A 20504-nucleotide genomic window follows, 5' to 3' on the forward strand; every position below is an offset into this window, starting at 1 on the left:
CCGGGCACAGAATAAAAAGTATTAAAAGAGGGATATAAAGGATGAAACTGGCCACTCTTAATGACGGCAGCCGTGATGGACAGCTGCTGGTCGTCTCCCGTGATCTGAGCCGTGCGGTCAAGGCGCAGGGCGTTAACACCATGCAGCAGTTACTGGAAAACTGGTCCGATTTTGAGCCCGGTCTGCAGCAGCAGTATGCCCAGCTTAATAACGGCGAGCTCAGTGAGACACTGTTTTTCGACCCGGCCCAGGTGATGGCACCGCTGCCGCGCACTCATCAGTTCGTCGATGGTTCGGCCTTCCTCAATCATGGCAACATCATGGAGCAGGCGTTCAATCTGACCATTAAGAACGAAGATAACCGACCGATCATGATTCAGCGCCAGGGCGACGATTTCCGTGGCCCCTGCGAGGATTACCCGTTCCCGTCAGAGGCGGATAACGGTGATTTTGAGGGCGAGGTCGCGGTCATCCTCGATGATACCCCCATGGGCGTCACGCCGGCGGAAGCGGAAAGCAAGGTCCGTCTGCTGGTGTTGATGAACGATGTCAGTATGCGTGCCCATCTGTTCAAGGAGATCCAGCTCGGGTTCGGTTTTCTGCTGGCCAAACCGGCCACCGTGTTCGGCCCGGTTGCTGTCACGCCGGATGAGCTGGGTGAGGACTGGAAAGAGGGGCGCGTGCATCTGGATATGAACGTATCGCGTAATGGCGAGTGGTTCGGCAATCCTAATGGTGGCGAGATGGACTTCAGCTTTGGCGAGCTGATTGCGCACCTGTGCTACAACCGCAACCTGCGCGCCGGCATGGTGCTTGGTAGCGGTACCTTCTCCAATGAGAAGTACAACAAGGTGGGCTCAGCTTGCCTCGCCGAGCGCCGCGCTATCGATGTGATCGAGTGCGGTGAGCCGAAGACCGATTTCCTTCATTTCGGTGAAAGACTGCGTTTCGAGATGTTTGGCCGCGACGGCCAGTCGATCTTCGGCGCCATCGATCATCGCTTTGTGCAGGCGGATAGCAAAAGATGAAGGTGCTGGTCACCGGCGGTAACGGCTTTGTCGGCCGGGCACTGGTGCAGCGTCTACTGACAGATCCTGCGATTGAGCAGTTAACCGTTGTGGACTGCATGGTCGATGGTTTACCGGATGACCCGCGCATAACTGCGGTCAGCGGCAGTATTGTCGATACCGGGGTGCTGGAGCAGGCGTTCGCCGGCAGGCCGGAGGTTATCTATCACCTGGCCAGTATCCCAGGCGGCGCCGCCGAAGATAACTACGAGCTGGGGCTGGATGTGAACCTGCGCGCTACGCTGGCGATGCTGGAGCTGGCGCGGCTTCAGTCCGAAGAACAGTCCCAAGAACAGTCCCAAGCGCAGTCGCAAGATCTGTCGCAGAGGCAGCGCCCGCTGTTTCTGTTCTCCAGCTCCATCGCCGTGTATGGCGCGCCGATGCCGGATCCGGTGACCGATGACTCAACCATGAATCCCCTATTGAGTTATGGTGCGCAGAAGCTCGCCGCCGAGGTGTTGGTAAAGGATTATCACCGGCGTGGCTGGATCGATGCCCGTATCCTGCGCCTGCCCGGAATCGTTGCCCGGCCGCCACAACCTTCTGGTCTGCGCTCGGCATTTATGAGCGACCTGTTCTGGAAACTGTCTGCCGCTGAGCCGATGGTTTGCCCGGTATCGCCGGATGCGGTGGCCTGGTGGATGTCGGTGGGTTGCTGTGTGGATAATCTGATTCATGCCGCGACCGATCGCGATCCAGCGTGGGAACAGCGCTGCGATTACACCCTGCCGGTACTCAGACTGACGGTTGGTGAAGTGGTAGCAGGGCTCGCTGAACGCTTTGGCCAGGACCGCGCTGAAAGCGTTGAATACCAGCCCGATGCGGCTCTGGAAAAGGTATTTGGTCGCTTCCCTATGCTGGACTCCAGCGCAGCTCTTGCGGTGGGTTTCAAACATGATGGGGATATTCAAAGTCTGATCAGTCGCGCTTTGTATCGCCAGGTGGTCTGAACACTAATCCCGACTGTGATACTGGGAATTGCACTTGGCATGTGCCGAGAACCGGATTACTGTTGAGGCTTCTATCTGTTGGCTGGCGAAATGATATAGCCGGCCAAGAGCCAAATAGACAACATAATAAAGAAGGCTGTTCCTTTGTCTCAAGATTACTCTCTGTCTCTGGATGGCTCTTTACCTCTAGATGACTCTTTACCACTAAAGTACGCGCTCGGCACGTTTTCAGTGGCGGGTGCGCCTGCTTTCCCCGGCATTGTTATGGGCGACTCTGCGCTCGCCCTTCAGGCGCTGCTTCCGCTCTGCCGTAATCTGGGCAAGCCGCTTTATGCGGTGTCATCCATGCTTGAAATGCTGGATCACTGGGATCAGAACCAGCCTGCGCTGGACGCTGTCGTGCAGGATCTGCAGGCCGATCTAAACAGCGTCACGCCCAATCTTCCCTGGGTTTCCCTGGCCCACCTGCGGGTGCATGCGCCGATCGAAAACCCTCGCCAGTTTTTCTGCGCCGGCGCCAATTACCGCAAGCATGTCATCGATCTGATCGTGGATCAGGGGCGGGACCCGGGGCTGCAGAATCTGTCGAAAGAGGAGACCCGCCGCGCCGCTGAGCAGGCGATGGACGAGCGGGTCAAACACGGCGAGCCTTACGTCTTTACTCAGCCTGTGGGATCTATCTGCGGGCCTTACGATGACATCCTGCTGCAGCCTGACGTGGAACAGCCGGACTGGGAGCTGGAGCTGGCGGTTGTGATCGGGAAGGAGACCTTCCGGGTTAGCGAAGCCGAAGCGCTCGACTACGTGGCCGGTTACACCATCATTAACGACATATCCAACCGCGAGCTGATCCACCGTACCGATATGAAAGCGATAGGTACCGACTGGGTGATGGGCAAAGGGCTACCGACCTACAATCCCATGGGGCCGTTCCTGGTACCGGCATCGCAGATCGGCGATCCACAGCAGCTGCATGTCAAACTGAGCCTGAATGGCGAGGTGATGCAGGATGAGGGCTGCTCGGACATGATCTTCCCGGTGGCGAAGCTGATCGCTTATCTGAGTTCCCGTATCCGCCTGCTACCGGGCGATATCCTGATTACCGGCTCTCCGTCCGGTAATGGCAGTCACTATGGTCGTTTCCTGCGGGATGGCGATTGCCTGGAAGGGGAGATCAGCGGAATTGGTGTGATGCGAAATCGCTGTAAAGCGCTCTGATCAGCCAGGGGCCTGGGCGGTGACGCCTTGGCCCCTATCTCTTTTAAACTCCTGTCCCTATTAAAGTCTGTTCTCTATTAAATCCCAAGCAGTCGTTTGGCGTTGTTTGAGAGAATCTTCTCCCGCTCCTCAGGGCTGAGTTCCGTCAGCTCATTCACCAGGGCGTGAATATCATAGGCGCCCATATCGAACGGGTAATCCGTCCCCACAACCACCTGATCAACGCCCACCGAATTGATCAGCGCCTGCACCGCTTCCGGGGTGTAGACCAGGGTGTCGAACCAGATGCGACGCAGGTATTCGCTGGGTGCATGCTTCATCGTCTGTGCTTCCGGGCGCACGCGGTGGCCGTGGTTGCTGCGTTCCGGGTAGAAGGGGAGATAACCGCCGCTGTGGGCCGCCAGTATCTTCAGATTCGGATAGCGGTCGAATACACCGCCGAAGATCAGCTGTGACAGCGCAATGGTGGTTTCCAGCGGTTGGCCGATCACGTTGGACAGGTAATGGGTGTCCAGACGATCGCCCAGGTCGGCGCCAAAGGGGTGGATAAATATCACCGCGCCGAGTTTTTCCGCGCAGGCCCAGAGCGGTTCCAAAGCCGGGGAGCTAAGCGGGGTACCTTCCACGTGGGTGGAGATCTCCGCGCCACGAAAGCCGTTTTTGACCGCTGTTTCCAGCTGGGCAACGGCCAGCTCCGGATGTTGTAACGAGAGCGCACAGAAGCCGCTGAACTTCTCAGGATGCTGGTCGATCAGCGACAGGATCGCGTTGTTCTGTACATCCACCAGCGCTGTGGCCAGTGCTTCATCCGCCCAGTAACAGTAGTGGCTCGGGGATGGGCTGATCACCTGCAGGTCGATCCCCAGGCGTTCCATATCTTCCAGCCGGGCGCCTGGGTCCACCAGCTTGCCGGCGATGTCGGGCAGCATCCGCTCATCGTTGTATTGGGATGAGGCTTCGCCGGTGGTCAGCCGCATGCGGGCGTTTTCCTGACGCCGCTGCGCTTCCTGAGCAGTCAGCCTTTCTACATCGGGTACAAATACGTGGCAGTGCAGATCGATCACCTGAACCGCCCGGGATCGCTGGTTAACCGCTTGTTGCGCCTTGTTCGCCAGCGAACAGGAGGGAGGACAGCGGGAGTCGCAGATATGCAGTTGGATAGCGTCCATTGGTTTCCCTTTTTTATGATTATCTTGGGCGCAGCGGCGAAACCTCAGGGTAAAACCGCTACCGCCCGGGACGTTTTTCGAGACGCTATAAATCTATGCAATCCGGTCACAATCCAATAAATCGTTTATAAACATGTAAGCCATCGATTGTGTGGATATGAAAAGTAGGTGTTACTACCCGTAAAACCGATAGTTTCCATTTTTATAAACGATTGGTCAGATGCCTCGTTTGGAGAGAACCTCTTCCCCATCGCCAACAAGCACAGGTGGCAGACGCGGCAAATCCCGGGTGATCGGGAGCGTTGAGCACACTGCGGCGATTTCCCATTAAAAAAAACAACAGGGGCTCAGTTCTCATGACCAATAAAAAGGCGGTTTTCCGGCCAGTTGCGCCGTTCCGGCTGACACTGGCAGCGGCTCTGGTACTGGGGGTACCGGTCGCCCAGGCATTTGAGATCGATACGGGTAACAGGGATGTGTACCTGCGGTGGGATAACACCGTGAAGTACAGCACAGCGTTTCGTCTGCAGGATCAGAGCGAGGAGTTGATCTACGGAACCGGCGGGTTGAACGGTAACGATGGTGATCTGAACTTTGATAAAGGGTTGATCTCCAATCGTGTCGATATCCTGTCAGAGCTGGACATCGGTTATAAAGACTTCGGGGCGCGTATCAGTGGCGCTGCCTGGTATGACGATGTTTACCACAAGAAGACGGATCGCGGCGTAGGCTCTGCGATTCCTCCATTCCTTGATACACCCAACGCTACCTCGGTTCCATACAACGAGTTCACCAAAGCGACTCAGGATCTGCACGGTGGCGATATCGAACTGCTGGACGCCTTTGTTTATTGGAACGGCCTGATCGGCGATCGTGCGCTGTCGGTACGCGCCGGCCAGCACGGCCTGGTCTGGGGTGAGAGCCTGTTCTTCGGTGCGAACGCCATCGCCGGTGCCATGGCGCCGGTGGATGTAGTCAAGGCGCTCTCTGTACCGAATACCCAGTTCAAGGAGTTGATCCGCCCGGTTAACCAGCTCTCCAGCACCTTTCAGTTGACCGATGACCTGACTCTCGGCGCCTTCTACCAGCTGGAGTGGGAAGAAACCCGTCTGCCGGGTTCAGGTAGCTACTTCTCCACCGCTGATATTATTGGCGATGGCTCCGAAAACATCGTCGCCGGTCCCCTGGGGCGTATTCCTCGCGTCAGCGATGCGGAAGCGGGTGACTCAGGCCAGGGCGGTATCCAGCTGCGCTATGCCGGTGAATTCACCGACTACGGCTTCTACGCCATGCAGACCCACGCACGTACGCCGACCCTCTACGAATACGGCGCCAACTACGCCGTGGGTGATCTGGGCAACTACGCCTGGCTCTATCAGGAGGATATCAAAACCGTAGGTGCCAGCTTCATTACCACGGTAGGCAACGTCAATATCGCCGGTGAGGGTTCGCTGCGTTGGAACATGCCGCTGGTATCCAATGCGGTGGAGCTCCACGATAGCAGTCGTCCATCCGACTATGTGGATGATCCGCTACACGCCGTTGGCCGCACAGCCCATGTCAACCTGAACATGCTGGCGTCACTGGGCCCGTCTTTCATCTCCAAGGAAGCGAGTCTGGTCGGTGAGGTAGCTTGGCACCGTCTGTTGAGTATCACCGATAACCCCGAAATGCTGGATTCCAAGGCAGAACGTGACGCCTGGGGTCTGAAGGTTGTGTATACCCCCACCTATCGTCAGGCGTTCCCGGGCTGGGATATCAGCGTACCGGTGGGTATCAGTTACTTCCCGAGGGGCAAGTCTGCTGTGTTGAGTAACTTTGGTGTCGATGAGGGCGGTGATATCAGCCTGGGTGTTAACGCCACCTACCTGAACGATATCCAGATGGGTCTGCAGTACACCCACTATTACGGTAGCGAAAAAGCCGCGCGTGACGAAGTGCAGGAGCTGACCTTCGACCAGTCGCGTGCTGACCGTGACTTCATTTCATTCTTCGTCAAGACCACCTTCTAAGAGGACTTGAGCATGATAACTACAAATAAACTCAAAGCCTTGAGTGTCGCCATCATCGGCGCCTGTTCCCTGAGTGCCCAACTGAGTATGGCCGGTGTCAGTGCCGAAGAAGCGGCCAAGCTTGGCGATACCCTGACCCCGCTGGGCGCCGAGATGGCCGCCAGCGCCGATGGCCTGATCCCCGCCTGGACCGGTGGCTATACCCCCAAGGATGCGTCGGAAACTGAGCAGGATATTCCAAACCTGTTCACTGACGAAAAGCCGCTGTACAGCATTACTGCCGCCAATTTGGCCGAGTACGCTGACAAGCTGACCGAAGGCACCAAGCGGATGTTTGAGCTCTATCCGGATACTTACCGGATAGATGTGTACCCGAGTCACCGTACCGCCAAGGCACCGGACTGGGTCTACGAGAACACGGCTGCTAATGCCACTCGCGCGACGGTGGAAGATGTTAACGGTGCACCTGTAGTCAAAGGTGCCTTCGCCGGTACGCCTTTCCCGATTCCGCAGGCCGGTGTCGAGGTGATGTGGAACCACCTGATGTTCTGGCGTGGCTTCGCGGCGGATATGATCTTTCGTCACTACCTGATCACCGCTGATGGCCAGCCGGTGATGACCACTGATGGTGAATCGGTGATGCAGATGCCGTTTTACGATCGTGAGAGCTCCGTGGAAGAGTTCGATAAGGATGGTGACCGTTGGCTGTTCCGTCTGAAGAACATCGGCCCGCCGATCCGTGCCGGCGAGCAGATCATGGGGCGCAATAACGTGGACCCGCAAAAGAGCCAGTCCCACGTCTACCTGACCGGTCAGCGCCGCGTACGTAAGCTGCCGAACGCCTGCTGCGACACGCCGACACCGGCCACCGCAGGGGTAATGTCCTTCGACGAACTGACCGTGTTCTCTGGCCGTCTCGACCGTTTCGACTGGAAGCTGGTGGGCAAGCAGGAGATGCTGATCCCTTACAACAACAACGGCATCCAGCACCTGGATGGCCCGGAGGCGCTGTTTGACAAGCACCACCTGAATCCGGATCACGTGCGTTGGGAGATGCACCGTGTCTGGGTAGTCGAGGCAAACCTGAAAGAGGGCGAACGCCACCAGCTGCCGCGCTCACGCTACTACATCGATGAAGATACCTGGTCTGCAACCCTGGCTGACCGCTGGGACGCGCAGGGCGAGCTGGCCAAGACTCTCTGGGCGCTGAATGCGGTGATTCCGAAAGCGCCGGGCACTATCCCGATGACCAGTGGCTTCTACGATCTGACCTCCAAGTCCTGGTTCGTACAGAACTACTACGTCGGCGATGACCACACCTATCGACTGGTGGATCGTCACAGCCCGACCGAGTTCAACCCCGCCATTATGGCTGGCCGGGGCGTACGTTAAACCGGAGTAGAAGGGCGGTTTTAGCGCAGGCTAAACAAGCGCTATAACCGCCCGATTGCAAGATCTATCCCCCTTCCCTTGACGGCCCTCGAACGCTGCTTCGTGGGCCATTTTTTCGGCGCCGGATATCGGGCCCAGGTCGGTTTTCACGACCGGGTGGTTGCCGAAGGAGAGTCTCATGAACACTGAACGTCAGGCGGGCTTGCCGCAATCCCTGTTACTGCTGCTGGGTAGCTGTCTGCCGGTGCTAGGCGCGGTGCTGATCGCTCCGGTACTGCCACGGATGCAGAGCCACTTTGTCGGTACTCCGGGCCTGGAAGCGCTGGTCCCCATCGCTCTGACCATTCCCGCGCTGGTGATTGCTCTGACCGCGCCCTTTGCCGGGTTGGTTGCTGATCGCTTCGGTCGTCGCCGTCTGCTGCTGGTGTCGATGATCGTTTACAGCATCTTCGGCCTGATGCCGTTTTGGCTCGATTCTCTGGTCGGCATCGTGATTAGTCGTGCAGGTCTTGGCTTTGCCGAAGCCGGCATCATGACTTGCTGCACCACGCTGATCGGTGATTACTACGGCGGCAAACGTCGCGAAAAACTTTTTGCCCTGCAGGCGGTGGTCACTTCGCTGTCTGCAGCGGTGTTTATCTCTGTGGGCGGCGTGCTGGGCGAACAGGGCTGGCGTACGCCGTTTGTACTTTACGCAGCGGGCTTTATCTTCCTGCCGCTGATGGCCTGGCTGCTCTGGGAGCCGGTCAAGCATCACGCCCAGGCGGCAGCAGGGCAGGACGAAACCTTTCCCTGGGGCGGGCTGGCGCCGCTCTACCTGCTCTCGTTCCTGGCCGGTATCAGCCTGTTTATCGTGCCGGTGCAGGCCGGTTTCCTGCTGACTCAGTTGCAGATCGACGCGCCCCAGGATATCGGTATGACCATGGGCGCCAACCAGCTGGGTGTGTTGCTCGGCGCGCTGGGGTTCCGGCTGATATCCAGCCGTTCCAGCGGCTCGCTGCTGATGCTCGGGTTCAGCCTGGCCGGTGCCGGCGGCATCCTGATGGCGTTCGCTCAGACCCATATGCTGGTAACCTTGGCGGTGCTGATCAACGGGCTGGGTGTCGGCCTTATGCTGCCGACACTGATTACCCGCATCATGTCGCAGGTTGAACTCAGGCAGCGTGGGCGCGCCGCCGGTGGCTTCACCGCAACGCTTTTTGGTGGTGAATTTGCCAGCCCCCTCGTTGTACTGGCGATGACGGGCGGCTTCGGTGTAGCACTGACCAGTGCCCTGATGGCGGTAGGGCTGGCGCAGCTGCTGGTGGCAGTGCTGTGCGTAACGCTGATTCGATTCCGGGCACCGGTTCCGGCAGCGACCTAATAAGAACAAGATGGAGTAGAGATTAAATGACAGTTAAACCTTTAGTGGGGGCCATGTTCGCGCTGGCGATGGCCGGTTCTCTCAACGCTCAGGCTGCCACGGAAAAGCCGAATATTCTGCTGATCCTGGCCGATGACCTGGGCTATTCGGACCTGGGTAGCTTTGGCGGCGAGATCGAAACGCCGAGCCTCGATAGACTCGCCGATGAAGGGCTCAAGCTGACTAACATGTACGCAGCAGCGAGCTGCTCGCCGACACGCTCCATGCTGATGTCCGGCACTGACAACCACCTGGCCGGTCTTGGCACCATGGCGGAGGCGCTGCCCCACGAGCCTTTCCATCAAGGCAAACCCGGTTATGAGGGCTACCTGAACGATAAGGCGCACTCCCTGGCTGAACTGCTTCAGGATGCGGGCTACAGCACCAATATGGTGGGTAAATGGCACCTGGGGATGGGCGCGGATCAGGGCCCCGATGCCCGCGGTTTTGAGCGTTCCTTCGCGCTGTTTGAGGGCGGCGCTGTCCACTTCAAACCGAATACGGTCAATCCTTCCAAGCTTGATAAGGTCACCTACCGTGAAAACGGCGAAGCGGTGGAACTGCCGGATGATTTCTATTCCAGCGATTTCTACACCGACAAACTGATCGATTATCTCAAGGCCAACGAGGGCAGCGGCAAGCCGTTCTTCGCTTACGCCGCTTACACCTCGCCGCACTGGCCGCTGCAGGCGCCGGATGCCTATCTGGACAAGTACAAGGGCGTTTATGACGGCGGTTATGCCGAGGTGCGTGATGCCCGCATAGAGCGGATGAAAGAACTGGGTCTCTACCCTGAGGATATGCAGCCGGCCAACCGTATTCCGGATAACCCCAAGCTGCCGCAGTGGGAGCAGCTGGATGAGGAGCAGCGCCAATACCAGGCCCGCCTGATGGAGGTCTACGCCGCCATGGTGGATAACCTGGACGATAACGTGGGCCGGGTGATCGATTATCTGAAAGAGAGCGGTCAGTACGACAACACGATGATCCTGTTTATGTCGGATAACGGCGCCTCGGGTGATAACCATACCCGCTTCTATCCCCACGGACCGGATACCGATAACAGCCTCGATAACCTGGGCCGGGTAAACTCCCAGGTGGATTACGGTATCCGCTGGGCGGAAGTCAGCTCCGGCCCGCTGAACAAGTTCAAGATCACCAGCTTTGAAGGTGGCATCAGCGTTCCGGCCATCGTGCGCCTGCCTGAAGGGATGTCCCGCACTGGCCTGGTGAATACTCGTATGCGTGTGGATGACCTGTCACCGACCTTCCTGGAACTCAGTGGCACACCGCTACCGGGGGATAGCTACAAGGGACAGGCCAAGCACCCGATCACCGGCCAGTCCATGCTGCCGGCCCTGCTGGGTGAAACCAACGCTGCTGGCGCGAAAAGTGAAATGGCGGGGGAACTGTTCGGTAACCTCTATTACCACGAAGGCGATCTTAAGCTGGTGGGCTATCGTGACCGCCGCACCAAGGAAATGAACTGGGAACTATATGACCTCAGTGTCGACCGCGGTGAAACCAATGACCTCTCGGACAGCCAGCCGGAAACGCTGGAGCGTCTGAAAAAGGCCTGGATGGAATACGCCGATCGTGTGGGGGTAGTGCGACGTCCGGAATGATCTCTAGTTCGTTGTCTGGGTTCATCCTTTTGGCCGCGCTTTGCGCGGCTTTTTTCGTTTTGAAGGAGACTTCCCCCCTAGTGAGGAAATGTGGTTTCAAAGCAGAAAGTTGAGTAAGCAGCAGATGACCGTCAGCTTCATCACCCCTGCTATGGCTTTCTGATCCCGATCTCCCGGACTAGATAGATTGTTTTTTAGGTTTAACACTGCTTTTTAATTATTGTTACACTATAACGTTACATATCGTCGGGGAGGCTTCCCTATCCTGTGAATTCTGATAACGGCACGAGTAACAATGAATGCAATAAGCTCCGCGGTTTTTACCGAGCAACCCGGTCGAGTGGCACGTATTGGTGACCAACCCCGGGTACTGGGTGACATTTACCAGACCGACTGTAATCTGGCTGTCTGGAAACGCGACCTTGATAAAGAGGTTGAACACTACATGGCTCAACTCGCTGAATCGAAGCGTCAGGTTCACCTCCGTTGTCTGGTCGGTACCGGCGAAGAGATGCGAGAAGAAACTGCCACTCAACTCAACCGCGTATTGCCTGCTTTCGCTGGTAAAGACGAGTTGATCGACAACATCTGCGAACTGGTGGAGATGTACCAGTGCCTGTTTGAGCCAAAGCAGATTGGTGTGCGCCTGGCCACACTTACGCGTGCCATGTGTCCAAAATTTCACGTGGATTTTCTGCCTGCTCGCCTCGTTACCTGTTTTAGCGGCGCGGGCACCCAGTGGTTACCGGAACCGGAAAATGCCGGCCCACGTATCCCGGAGGCTGAACCGGACAGGGTCGAGCAGATCAGTACGGGGGATGTGGCTCTATTGAAAGGGGATGGCTGGTTTGAAAATGAGGGCTATGGGATAGTGCACCGCTCTCCGCCCGTGTCAGACGGAGAGATGCGACTGTTCCTTTCTTTAGATTTTGCGGATTGAGTTTGGCAGGGCAGAAGCGCGATTCATGGCATTAACTGCATGAGTCGATGGTTGTTCTGATACTGCCACCTGGGTCGATGAGACTGCTCTCAGGATTCAGACTGATTCACCGTGCTACTTGCCTTCGCCAGCTGCCGCGATACCTCATCCCCGGTAATATCCAGCATCAGGTCTCTGACCCAGCCAATGACCGGATCCAGATCCCGGTATTGGTGCCACTGCAGGGACCAGGGGATTTTCGGGAAGTCGATCTCGGGTTGAACGATGCGGATCGGCAGGAGTTCGCCCCAGAAGTCCGCCAGACGTTTGTGCACAGTGGCGATGCGGTCGGTGCCGATCACGTACTGGGGCAGCTGGCTGTAGGCGCTGACGGTCATCGCCACCTTGCGCTCAACGCCGGCATTTTTTGCCAGTACCGCATCGATACCGGGGCGCAGCTGGCTACCGAAGCCCACGCCGATATGATCCGCTTCTGCGTACTGCTCATGGCTGATGCGGTCACCGATATCGGGGTTATCGGCACTGCAGATGCAGACAAACTCTTCGATAAACAGCTGCAGCTTGGGATGATCGTCATTAAGGAAGGTGTTGGGCATCAGCAGGAAGTCGATCTTGCCCTGATCAAGCTCGGCCCAGGGGTCGTCCCCAGGGGGGGCGATCTCCAGTGAGATACCGGGTGCCTGCTTGCTGATCTCCCGGGCCACGGCCGGCATCACCACGGTGGAGGTGTGGTCCGACATCAGGAAGGTAAGCTTGCGGCTGATATCCGCCGGGTTCATCTCCGGCCGGGTTTCCAGCGTGGTCTGCGCCTGGATCAGCAGGCTGCGGATCGGCTGCACCAGGCTTTCCGCCAGCGGTGTCAGCACCATCTTGCGGCCTACCTGTACCAGCAGCGGATCGTCGAAGTAGTCTCTCAAGCGTGCCAGCGCACCGCTGGTGGCCGACTGGCTCAAAAACAGGCGCTCGCCCGCCCGGGTGATGTTGCGCTCTGTCAGCAAGGCATCCAGCACCACCACCAGGTTCATGTCGAATTTATTGAGTCTCATTGCCTGTTCCTCTGTGTGATACGCCAGAGCGCGCTAATACATTGACCTTACAAGGGATTATGCCGTCAACCAAGGCTGGCCAATATCCGATTAAGGTAAATATTGGCCAACGCTCGGTGAGGCTGGAGGGGAATGGTTAGATATATTCCAGGGTTTTCTGCTCAATCAGCGGTTCTGCCTTGAGCTCCTGGGGCTGTTTGCGTGCCGACGGAAACAGCAGGTAGGCCAGCGCCGGTAGCAGGATCAGTGCACCGACCATGTTCCAGATGAACATGAAGGCCAGCAGGATACCCATATCCGCCTGGAACTTGATCGGCGAGAAGATCCAGGTACCCACACCGATCGCCAGGGTGACACCGGTGAGCATCACCACCTTGCCGGTGAGCAGCAGGGCTCGGTAGTACGCCTGGGACAGGCTCTCGCCCTGGCGCAGCTGGGCCAGCACGATGCTCATCACATAGAGCGCATAGTCGACACCTATGCCCACACCCAGGGCGATGACCGGCAGGGTGGCCACTTTCAGGCCGATATCCAGGCTGACCATCAGTGCTTCGCAGAGGATGGAGGTGAGCATCAGCGGCAGCACCGCACAGACCACCGCTCTCCAGGAACGGAAGGTGATCATGCAGAGGATAATCACGGCGGAGTAAACCCAGATCAGCATATCCTGGTTGGCGTCTTCCACCACGATATTGGTGGCGGCTTCGATACCGGCGTTACCGGCAGCCAGCAGGAAGGTGGCGTCTTCGCTGTTGTTGGCGGCGGCAAAGTCCTCTACCCAGTCGACCACGCGGGTCAGGGTGTCGGCCTTATGATCGGCCAGGTACGCATACTGGGTCAGCAGGCTGCAGGCATCGTTATACAGACCACGTGGCGCGCTGGCGGTGATCATGTTCAGTGTGGCCTGGTTGTTGAGCAGCTCGTACCAGCTCGGGTTGCCTTCCGACAGGCCCACCAGTACGCGGCGGTTCAGCATCGCCAGAGAGTTGGTGGATTCCACGCCGGGCAGGGATTGCAGCTGCCAGTCCAGGTCATCTACCAGTTTCAGCGCTTCGTACTGGGAGCAGCCGTTTACCGGTGTTTCCACCATGATGGCGAAGACGTCGCTGCTGGCGCCGTAGTTGGAGGTGATAAAGGCGTTATCGAGGTTGTAGCGTGAATCCGCTCGCAGCTCAGGTGCGCCGGCATCCAGGTCGCCCACCTTCAGATTCTGGCCGATAAAGTGGCCGCCCAGCGCCATCAGCGCCGCAACACCGATGCAGATAAATGCCCACTTCTTCGCCGTGAACAGGTCGAGGAAACGCCAAACCGGGTGACGGGCGCTGCCCTCCTTGTCTTCCTGCATCGCCTGCAGACTGCGCGCCGCAGCTTTGGGGCTGACTCCAAGGTAAGACAGCATTACCGGCAGCAGCACCAGGTTGGTGAAGATCAGCATCGCCACACCGATACTGGCGGTAACGGCCAGGTCCTGAATCACCGGAATGTCGATAAACATCAGCACGGTAAAGCCCACCGCGTCACTGAGCAGCGCGGTCAGGCCAGCGATAAAAAGACGGCGGAAGGTCTGACGTGCCGCCACAAGCTGGTGCATGCCGCGGCCGATATCCTGCATCACGCCGTTCATCTTCTGGGCGCCGTGGCTGATACCGATGGCGAACACCAGGAAAGGCACAAGCACGGAGTAGGGATCCAGGGCATAACCCAGCACCGGCAGCAGGCCCAGCTGCCAGATCACGGCGGTGAGAGAGCAGAGCATCACCAGCAGGGTGCTCTTGATACAGCGGGTGTACCAGAACAGCACCAGACCGGTGATCGCGATGGCGAGGGCGAAAAAGGCGAGAATCTGTTTCAGGCCGTCGATCAGGTCACCCACCACCTTGGCAAAGCCGGTGATATGGATGCTGATGCTGTCGCTCTGATGAGCCGAGCGCAGGGATTCCAGCTGTTCGGAGAGCTGGGTGTAATCCAGCGGTGTACCATCTGCAGTGGTTTCCAGCAGCGGCACGAAGATGATGCTGGAGCGCTGATCAAAGGCCACCAGCTGACCGATCTCACGGGAGCGCTCCACGTTGCGGCGCAGGTCTTCCAGGCTGTCGGGGGAGCCGTCGTAGCCATCGGGGATTACCGGGCCGCCATCGAGACCGTACTCGGTAACGCCAACCCAACGGGTGGACGGCGTCCACAGCGATTTCATCTGCGCGCGGTCGACACCGGGCAGCAGGTAGATCTCATCGTTCAGCTGGCGCAGGGTGGCCTGGTATTCCTTGTCGTAGATATCGCCGGACTTGTTGGCCACGGCGATACGCACGGCGTTACCCAGACCTGCCAGCTCATCCTGATGCTTGCGGTAGTTCTCGATAAACGGGTGGCTGCCCGGAATCATCTTGTCGAAACTGGAGTTGAAGTTCAGCCCCTGCAGCTGCCAGCCCAGCAATACGGTGACCAGCAGGCAGATTGAGATGATCAGCGGGCGGTGGTTGAAGATCGCGCGTTCAAGCAGCGAACCCGACTTGGTATCGAAATCTTTCATCTTGTTATTCTGTTCGGTTGGTTGCATTGGGGCTTACTCCGCAGCCGCTTTGCGTTGGGTATCCAGCACGTTGGGGCCGTTAAAGCCGATACCGACGAGCTTGCCGTTGGCGGCGCGTACCAGGTCGGTCAGCGGTTGATGTGCATCGGCGAAAGGGATCAGACGTCCGTCATCCAGCAGGCGCAGGATATGGCCACCCTGGTTGGCAAACAGGTAGCCACCATCACCATCAAGGGCGGCGTTGATCGACACAGGGATAGGGTTGGAGAGCGGCTCGAAGGTGTAACCGGTATCGCGGGACTCCAGTACGGTGCCGCGCAGGCCGCCGACGAGTACTTCCGCAGGGGAGGGGGTCAGCAGTGTAAACAGGCTGCCCGGGTAGCCCACATCGATCTTGTCGAAGTGCTTGCCGCCATCCAGCGAGCGGATAAACAGGCCCTGTTCACCGGCCAGATAGAGCGAGTCGCCGTTTTGGGTGATGGCGTAGATATGTGCGCCCCAGTCGTTGGGCAGGTCACCGATCATTGAACTCCAGGTTTCGCCGCCATCGCTGGTGCGAAACGCCAGGCCATAGGCGCCGCCGATGATGCCGTGCTGGCGGTCGCTGAAGTGCAGCGACAGGAAAGGTTTGTCCGGGCCATCCTGGGCCAGCAGTTCAGCGTTACTCAGGCGCTGTTCGTCATCGGAGCGCTGCGCTGCATTGAGCTCGATCTCGATCGCTTCGTTGCCGTCCAGCTTTAGCTTCCAGCTCTCACCGCCATCCTGTGTCGCCAGCACCACGCCGGCATGACCGATGGCCCAGCCGTACTGGTCATCCACAAACTGCACATCGGTCAGCGTCACGCTGACGGGAACACTGACCTGGCGCCAGTTATCGCCGTTATCGTCGGAGAGCAGAATGACGCCCCGTTCGCCCACGGCGACCAGTCGCTTGCCGGCTTCTGCCAGCCCCAGCAGCACAGCGTGTTGAGCGATGGGCGTCATCCGTGCCGGCTGTTGCAGAACGGTCGGCGTGGTTGCCTGTGCCAGGGAAGGTGAGAGCAGAGATAGCGCCAGGCATGCGCTCATCAGGGTGTTGCGCATGCTGGTTGGGAGCGCCCAGGAAACTCGGGAAGCCTGCGCTGCCTGGTTCGAATTAAGGCGTGCAGGGCGGAAAAATTCACTCATTACTGCGGACCTCGGGTGGTATGTCCTGGTGGAGAACAGGCCGGCAGATCTGTTGGGTGTATGCTGCTTCATTATTGTTCTCCAGCATTCGATTCTTGTTGTAGAGCCTTTTTGGGCTGTGCCGCATCCATGTTCGGCGACTATCAACATACGTGGATAGCTATAGATTCGTCTAATCGATAATTAAGAGGTTAGGTATCCGTGTTGCCGATAGTTGGCTCTTGGCCTCGACTCTTGCTCTGGAATCTTGCTCTGGACTCTTGTTCTGGGTAAGGGCCTGAAATGCGAACGCCGGCAGAGCCGGCGTTTGGGGGAGGGAAGCGGGGTAGCTCCCTTGCTTGGCAGGGAGCCGGGCGAAGCGGGCGTTTCTACTCGCTGCTCTGTTCCGCTGCGATCATCTTGTCCAGAACCCTGCGCGCACGCACCGCGGCGGCATCGCCCACCAGCAGGATCGGCTTCATATCCCAGAACTCGTTTTCGCCGATCATGTTCTGCTGGGCTTCCAGCATCGGCAGGTCTTCGGTGCTGAACGGTACCTCCAGGCCGGAGACCTGCGCCTCGGCGATGGTAGCACCCTGTTCACCCATCTGGACCGGCATCGGGAAGGCAAACCAGTAGTGGGTCGTGGTGTCGGTTTCCGGGCTGAACAGGTGCGGCAGCGGGGTTTCTGTGCCATCACTGCGCGGCGCGCCGGTCGGCGTAGCGCCGGCCATCAGCAGCATGTTGGCCGGTGCGTCCCAGCGTACATCGGTCCAGCGATCCACCGGTGTGCCGTGGGGAATACCCATCGCCGCATAGAGGAAGTCCGGCATGATTTCGTTCACGGTCTGGCGGAATGACCAGACGGTGTTCTCGTTCTGCTCAATGCTGGTGATCGCCTGGTTAACATGGTCGCTGCCCAGGGTGCTGGGATGCAGATACTGGATATGGGAGAGGTCCAGAATGTTGTCAGACTCCAGCACGTAGTTGGCCTTGGCGTGCAGGTAGCGCTTGGCCACGTAGAAACGCTCCGGATCCATGCAGGAGAAATCCGGAATCAGCGCTTCGTCGGCGGCTTCCTTGTCGCCCATCCAGATCCAGATCAGGCTGTACTTTTCCACGACCGGATAGGCTTCTACCTTGGCCGCGCGGGGAATTTTACCATCGCCGTGCGGGTTCTTGCTGCAGGCGCCACTGCCGTTGAACTCCAGGCCGTGATAGGCGCACTGGACGGTGTTACCGCAGTGGCGGCCCATGGAAAGCGGTGCGAAACGGTGCGGACAGCGGTTGTGGATCGCCTGGACCTTGCCGCTCTCATCACGAAAAAACAGCACCGGTGTGTTGAGAAGTGTGCGGGTGAACAGGCCTTCAGCGGGGACTTCGTTATCCCAGCCGGCTACGTACCAGGTGTTTTTAAGAAACGGCATCTTATTATTATCCTCATCGATGGATGTTATTCTTTTTAATGTGAGCAGTGCTTACATTAGTATTGTGGATTCAGTTGGTCAAACGGATAAGTATGAAAAAAACCGATACCTACCATCACGGAAACCTGCGTCAGGCACTGATCGATACCGCCTTGGAGGTGGTTCTCCAGCAGGGGCAGGAAGCGCTCTCCCTGCGTGAGCTGGCGACCACGCTGAACGTATCCCGGGGCGCACCGTACCGGCATTTCCCGGACCGGAATTCACTCCTAGCGGCGGTGGCGACCGAAGGCTTCGTGATGATGGGAACGCTGCTGGAGCCGCTGGAAAACAGCAGCGATAGCAGCCTGTCCATCAGCGGAGTGGGGCAGGCGTTCCTTGAGTTTGCCGAGGGCTATCCGCTGCTGTTCCAGCTGATGTTCGATACTCATCTGATGGCGCAGGCAGTGCCCGGCAGCGAGCTGGGAGAGGCGGTGGAAGCGGTGTATAGCCGTGTCAGCGTACTGGTGAAAACTCTGCTGGGGATCGACGATGAGGGTCAGTTGAAACAGCAGATGGTGGCGATGTGGTCGACGCTTTACGGCTATGCGCATCTGCGTCATGCCGACATGCTCAAGCCCTATATGGTGGCCGGTGTGGGTAAAGAGGAGGTGGAGCGTGCGGTATTGGAGACAGCTTTTTCCTTTTCGGGTCGTGCACTTTAGCGGGCAGCTCTTTTGCTGGACCTGAATCAATGGGAATCGCTATCCTGTCTTCAGAAAATTAGTAGTATCTGAAGTGACTCATTGATCTGGAAGCAGGCCCGTTATGAAAAATAAATTGCTTTTAATTGCCGCTGCTACACTTCTTCCCCTTTCCGTGGCGCAGGCCGAAATCACCATCTCCACCGACAAGATGGAGATCAGCAAGGACTGCATCAAGCTCGAAGGTGACAATGTCCAGGTGAAGTCGGATGACTGCAGCTCAGGCAAGTTCGACAAGGGTGACCATGAGAACCGCAGCGTGCATGGTGATGACAACCCGGGTCAGGGTCACGACAAAGACAAGAAGCACAAAAAGTAAGTAATGCCTACCAAGGGCTCTCTTCAGGAGGGCCCTTTTTAGTTGTCGTTTTTAAGATCCTTTAGTCGAGGTCATGCCTTTCTTGTGCGGTAAAGATAACGGGGCTCTATGCCTCATGGCTATCTGAACGCAGCAATCCATCCCCTTTGGCGCAGCTGAGCATCGCAGGCTGAAAGAGAAACAAGGGAAAGGCTGTTTGAACCGCGAAGCGGTGAGTTTCCTTTCCCGCTCTTTCAGACGAGAAGCGCAGGGAAGTCGGCGTAGCCGACCAAGCCTTAGGGGCGGTTTGGGATTGCAAAGGGACTTGTCCGCACAAGTCTCTTTGCTCGGCAGCAGCCGAAACCGGCCTAAAAAAGACTAGGATTCGTGTGATCCCGGCATTCGTCGGTAGGTTTACACAAGCTCTCTTAATATGGAATTTGGTGCAAATCCACCTGATATGCAGGTGGATTGTAATGTCGAAAACGCTGGCTGAGGGTAGTCTGATAAAGCCTGGCGAGGTCGTTACCCGCAGAAAAAGAACCGGCTGCAGGTCATCAAGACCTTGTGAACGGGCTCTGTAGCACGTTCACCTTCACCGGCTGTTTCCAAAGAGAGGTTGCCCGTTAGCCTGTCATCGGACGCCCTCTCGACACGAGCCAAAAGCAGTTGGCTACAAAACCACCGCACCCGTTCAGGTTAGACAAGCTCAGCAGCCTTGGGTAATCCTAAGTGGCGATGGGTTGTATCTGTGCAGCGGATGGAAGCGCTGGTCGACATGCACACGAAAAATACCCGATCAAGAGCCTGTCCTGACCGGGTATCCGTTATCCAGTAGTTAGAACCTAGAACCTAGAACCTAGAGTGTCGCGAGACTCAGCGGTTAGAACTGCATCTCAGGCACATGATCGGGCACAATCAGTCGGCCCGCGGTTTTCTCACGGATCTCTTCAACGCTGACGCCGGGCGCGCGCTCCTTGAGGATAAAGGCGCCGTCTTCGACCTCCAGCCAGGCCAGGTCGGTCAGTACCCTGGTGATACAGCCGGCACCGGTCAGCGGCAGGCTACAGCTCTCCAGTAGTTTGGATTCACCGCTTTTGGAGGCGTGGGTCATGGTGACGATAATATTATCCGCACCGGCCACCAGATCCATGGCGCCGCCCATGCCTTTCACCAGCTTGCCGGGAATCATCCAGGAAGCGATGTTGCCGCTGACGTCCACTTCAAATGCACCGAGTACGGTCAGATCCACATGGCCGCCGCGGATCATGCCGAAGGATTCGGCCGAGGAGAAAATCGACGCGCCGGGGATGGTAGTCACCGTCTGTTTGCCAGCGTTGATCATATCGGCATCCACTTCTTCTTCGGTGGGGAAGGCGCCCATGCCGAGAAGCCCGTTCTCGGATTGCAGCATCACCTCCATCCCGTCCGGGACGTAATTGGCTACCAGCGTCGGAATGCCGATGCCGAGATTAACGTAGAAACCATCCTGAAGTTCGCGCGCCACGCGCATAGCCATCTGTTCACGGGAAAGAGCCATAA

General features: G+C 57.8%; 16 protein-coding genes. 10 read left to right on the forward strand and 6 right to left on the reverse strand.

The features are described 5' to 3' along the window. The first annotated feature begins 41 nt into the window (after positions 1 to 41). The 3 genes from CLV83_RS12020 (at position 42) to CLV83_RS12030 (ending at position 3235) form a co-directional block, all read left to right on the forward strand. Positions 42 to 1028, forward strand: coding sequence for a fumarylacetoacetate hydrolase family protein (locus CLV83_RS12020; protein WP_132292403.1), 987 nt, complete (start codon positions 42 to 44; stop codon positions 1026 to 1028). Then, positions 1025 to 2017 carry an NAD-dependent epimerase/dehydratase family protein gene (locus CLV83_RS12025; RefSeq protein WP_132292406.1) on the forward strand — a complete coding sequence of 331 codons (993 nt, stop codon included), beginning with the start codon at positions 1025 to 1027 and terminating at the stop codon, positions 2015 to 2017. Before CLV83_RS12020 ends, CLV83_RS12025 begins: the two co-directional genes overlap by 4 nt. 264 nt (positions 2018 to 2281) lie before the next feature. Then, complete coding sequence (locus CLV83_RS12030; protein WP_132292409.1) at positions 2282 to 3235, forward strand: fumarylacetoacetate hydrolase family protein; 954 nt, start codon at positions 2282 to 2284, stop codon at positions 3233 to 3235. Between the two features lie 77 nt (positions 3236 to 3312). On the opposite strand, the gene CLV83_RS12035 is transcribed toward CLV83_RS12030, so the two are convergent. Next, positions 3313 to 4404, reverse strand: coding sequence for an amidohydrolase family protein (locus CLV83_RS12035; RefSeq protein WP_207894843.1), 1092 nt, complete (start codon positions 4402 to 4404; stop codon positions 3313 to 3315). Positions 4405 to 4760: 356 nt separating this feature from the next. Here CLV83_RS12035 and CLV83_RS12040 point away from each other — a divergent pair, with 356 nt between their 5' ends. The 5 genes from CLV83_RS12040 (at position 4761) to CLV83_RS12060 (ending at position 11775) form a co-directional block, all read left to right on the forward strand. Beyond that, positions 4761 to 6416, forward strand: a complete 1656-nt coding sequence (locus tag CLV83_RS12040; RefSeq protein WP_132292412.1) for a DUF1302 domain-containing protein — start codon at positions 4761 to 4763, stop codon at positions 6414 to 6416. Between the two features lie 12 nt (positions 6417 to 6428). Further along, on the forward strand, positions 6429 to 7808 hold the full coding sequence (locus tag CLV83_RS12045) for a DUF1329 domain-containing protein (RefSeq protein WP_132292415.1): 1380 nt from the start codon (positions 6429 to 6431) through the stop codon (positions 7806 to 7808). A gap of 178 nt (positions 7809 to 7986) precedes the next feature. Next, positions 7987 to 9171, forward strand: coding sequence for an MFS transporter (locus tag CLV83_RS12050; RefSeq protein WP_132292418.1), 1185 nt, complete (start codon positions 7987 to 7989; stop codon positions 9169 to 9171). A gap of 26 nt (positions 9172 to 9197) precedes the next feature. After that, complete coding sequence (locus CLV83_RS12055; RefSeq protein WP_132292421.1) at positions 9198 to 10835, forward strand: arylsulfatase; 1638 nt, start codon at positions 9198 to 9200, stop codon at positions 10833 to 10835. 295 nt (positions 10836 to 11130) lie between these two features. Continuing rightward, positions 11131 to 11775, forward strand: coding sequence for a DUF1826 domain-containing protein (locus CLV83_RS12060; RefSeq protein ID WP_132292424.1), 645 nt, complete (start codon positions 11131 to 11133; stop codon positions 11773 to 11775). Positions 11776 to 11864: 89 nt separating this feature from the next. Here the strand turns inward: CLV83_RS12060 and CLV83_RS12065 are convergent, their stop codons facing one another. The 4 genes from CLV83_RS12065 to CLV83_RS12080 all read right to left on the reverse strand — a co-directional run bounded on the left by CLV83_RS12065 (position 11865) and on the right by CLV83_RS12080 (position 17924). After that, on the reverse strand, positions 11865 to 12821 hold the full coding sequence (locus CLV83_RS12065; RefSeq protein WP_132292427.1) for a LysR family transcriptional regulator: 957 nt from the start codon (positions 12819 to 12821) through the stop codon (positions 11865 to 11867). A gap of 136 nt (positions 12822 to 12957) precedes the next feature. After that, on the reverse strand, positions 12958 to 15378 hold the full coding sequence (locus CLV83_RS12070; protein WP_132292430.1) for an efflux RND transporter permease subunit: 2421 nt from the start codon (positions 15376 to 15378) through the stop codon (positions 12958 to 12960). Positions 15379 to 15384: 6 nt separating this feature from the next. Beyond that, positions 15385 to 16518, reverse strand: a complete 1134-nt coding sequence (locus CLV83_RS12075) for a WD40/YVTN/BNR-like repeat-containing protein (RefSeq protein WP_207894845.1) — start codon at positions 16516 to 16518, stop codon at positions 15385 to 15387. Positions 16519 to 16886: 368 nt separating this feature from the next. Next, positions 16887 to 17924: an aromatic ring-hydroxylating oxygenase subunit alpha gene (locus tag CLV83_RS12080; protein ID WP_132292433.1), complete on the reverse strand. Its 1038-nt coding sequence runs from the start codon at positions 17922 to 17924 to the stop codon at positions 16887 to 16889. A gap of 92 nt (positions 17925 to 18016) precedes the next feature. Here CLV83_RS12080 and CLV83_RS12085 point away from each other — a divergent pair, with 92 nt between their 5' ends. Both CLV83_RS12085 and CLV83_RS12090 read left to right on the forward strand, forming a co-directional pair. Further along, the gene (locus CLV83_RS12085) at positions 18017 to 18625 is read left to right on the forward strand and encodes a TetR/AcrR family transcriptional regulator (protein ID WP_132292436.1); all 609 of its coding nucleotides are present in this window, start codon (positions 18017 to 18019) and stop codon (positions 18623 to 18625) included. Between the two features lie 103 nt (positions 18626 to 18728). Next, entirely contained in the window at positions 18729 to 18983 is a 255-nt protein-coding gene (locus CLV83_RS12090; protein WP_132292439.1) for a CG2 omega domain protein, read from the forward strand. 862 nt (positions 18984 to 19845) lie between these two features. On the opposite strand, the gene CLV83_RS12095 is transcribed toward CLV83_RS12090, so the two are convergent. Continuing rightward, on the reverse strand, positions 19846 to 20502 hold the full coding sequence (locus CLV83_RS12095) for a CoA transferase subunit B (RefSeq protein ID WP_132292442.1): 657 nt from the start codon (positions 20500 to 20502) through the stop codon (positions 19846 to 19848). Positions 20503 to 20504 lie beyond the last annotated feature (2 nt).

It is taken from the genome of Marinobacterium mangrovicola, assembly GCF_004339595.1.
In the GTDB taxonomy this organism is placed as follows: domain Bacteria; phylum Pseudomonadota; class Gammaproteobacteria; order Pseudomonadales; family Balneatricaceae; genus Marinobacterium_D; species Marinobacterium_D mangrovicola.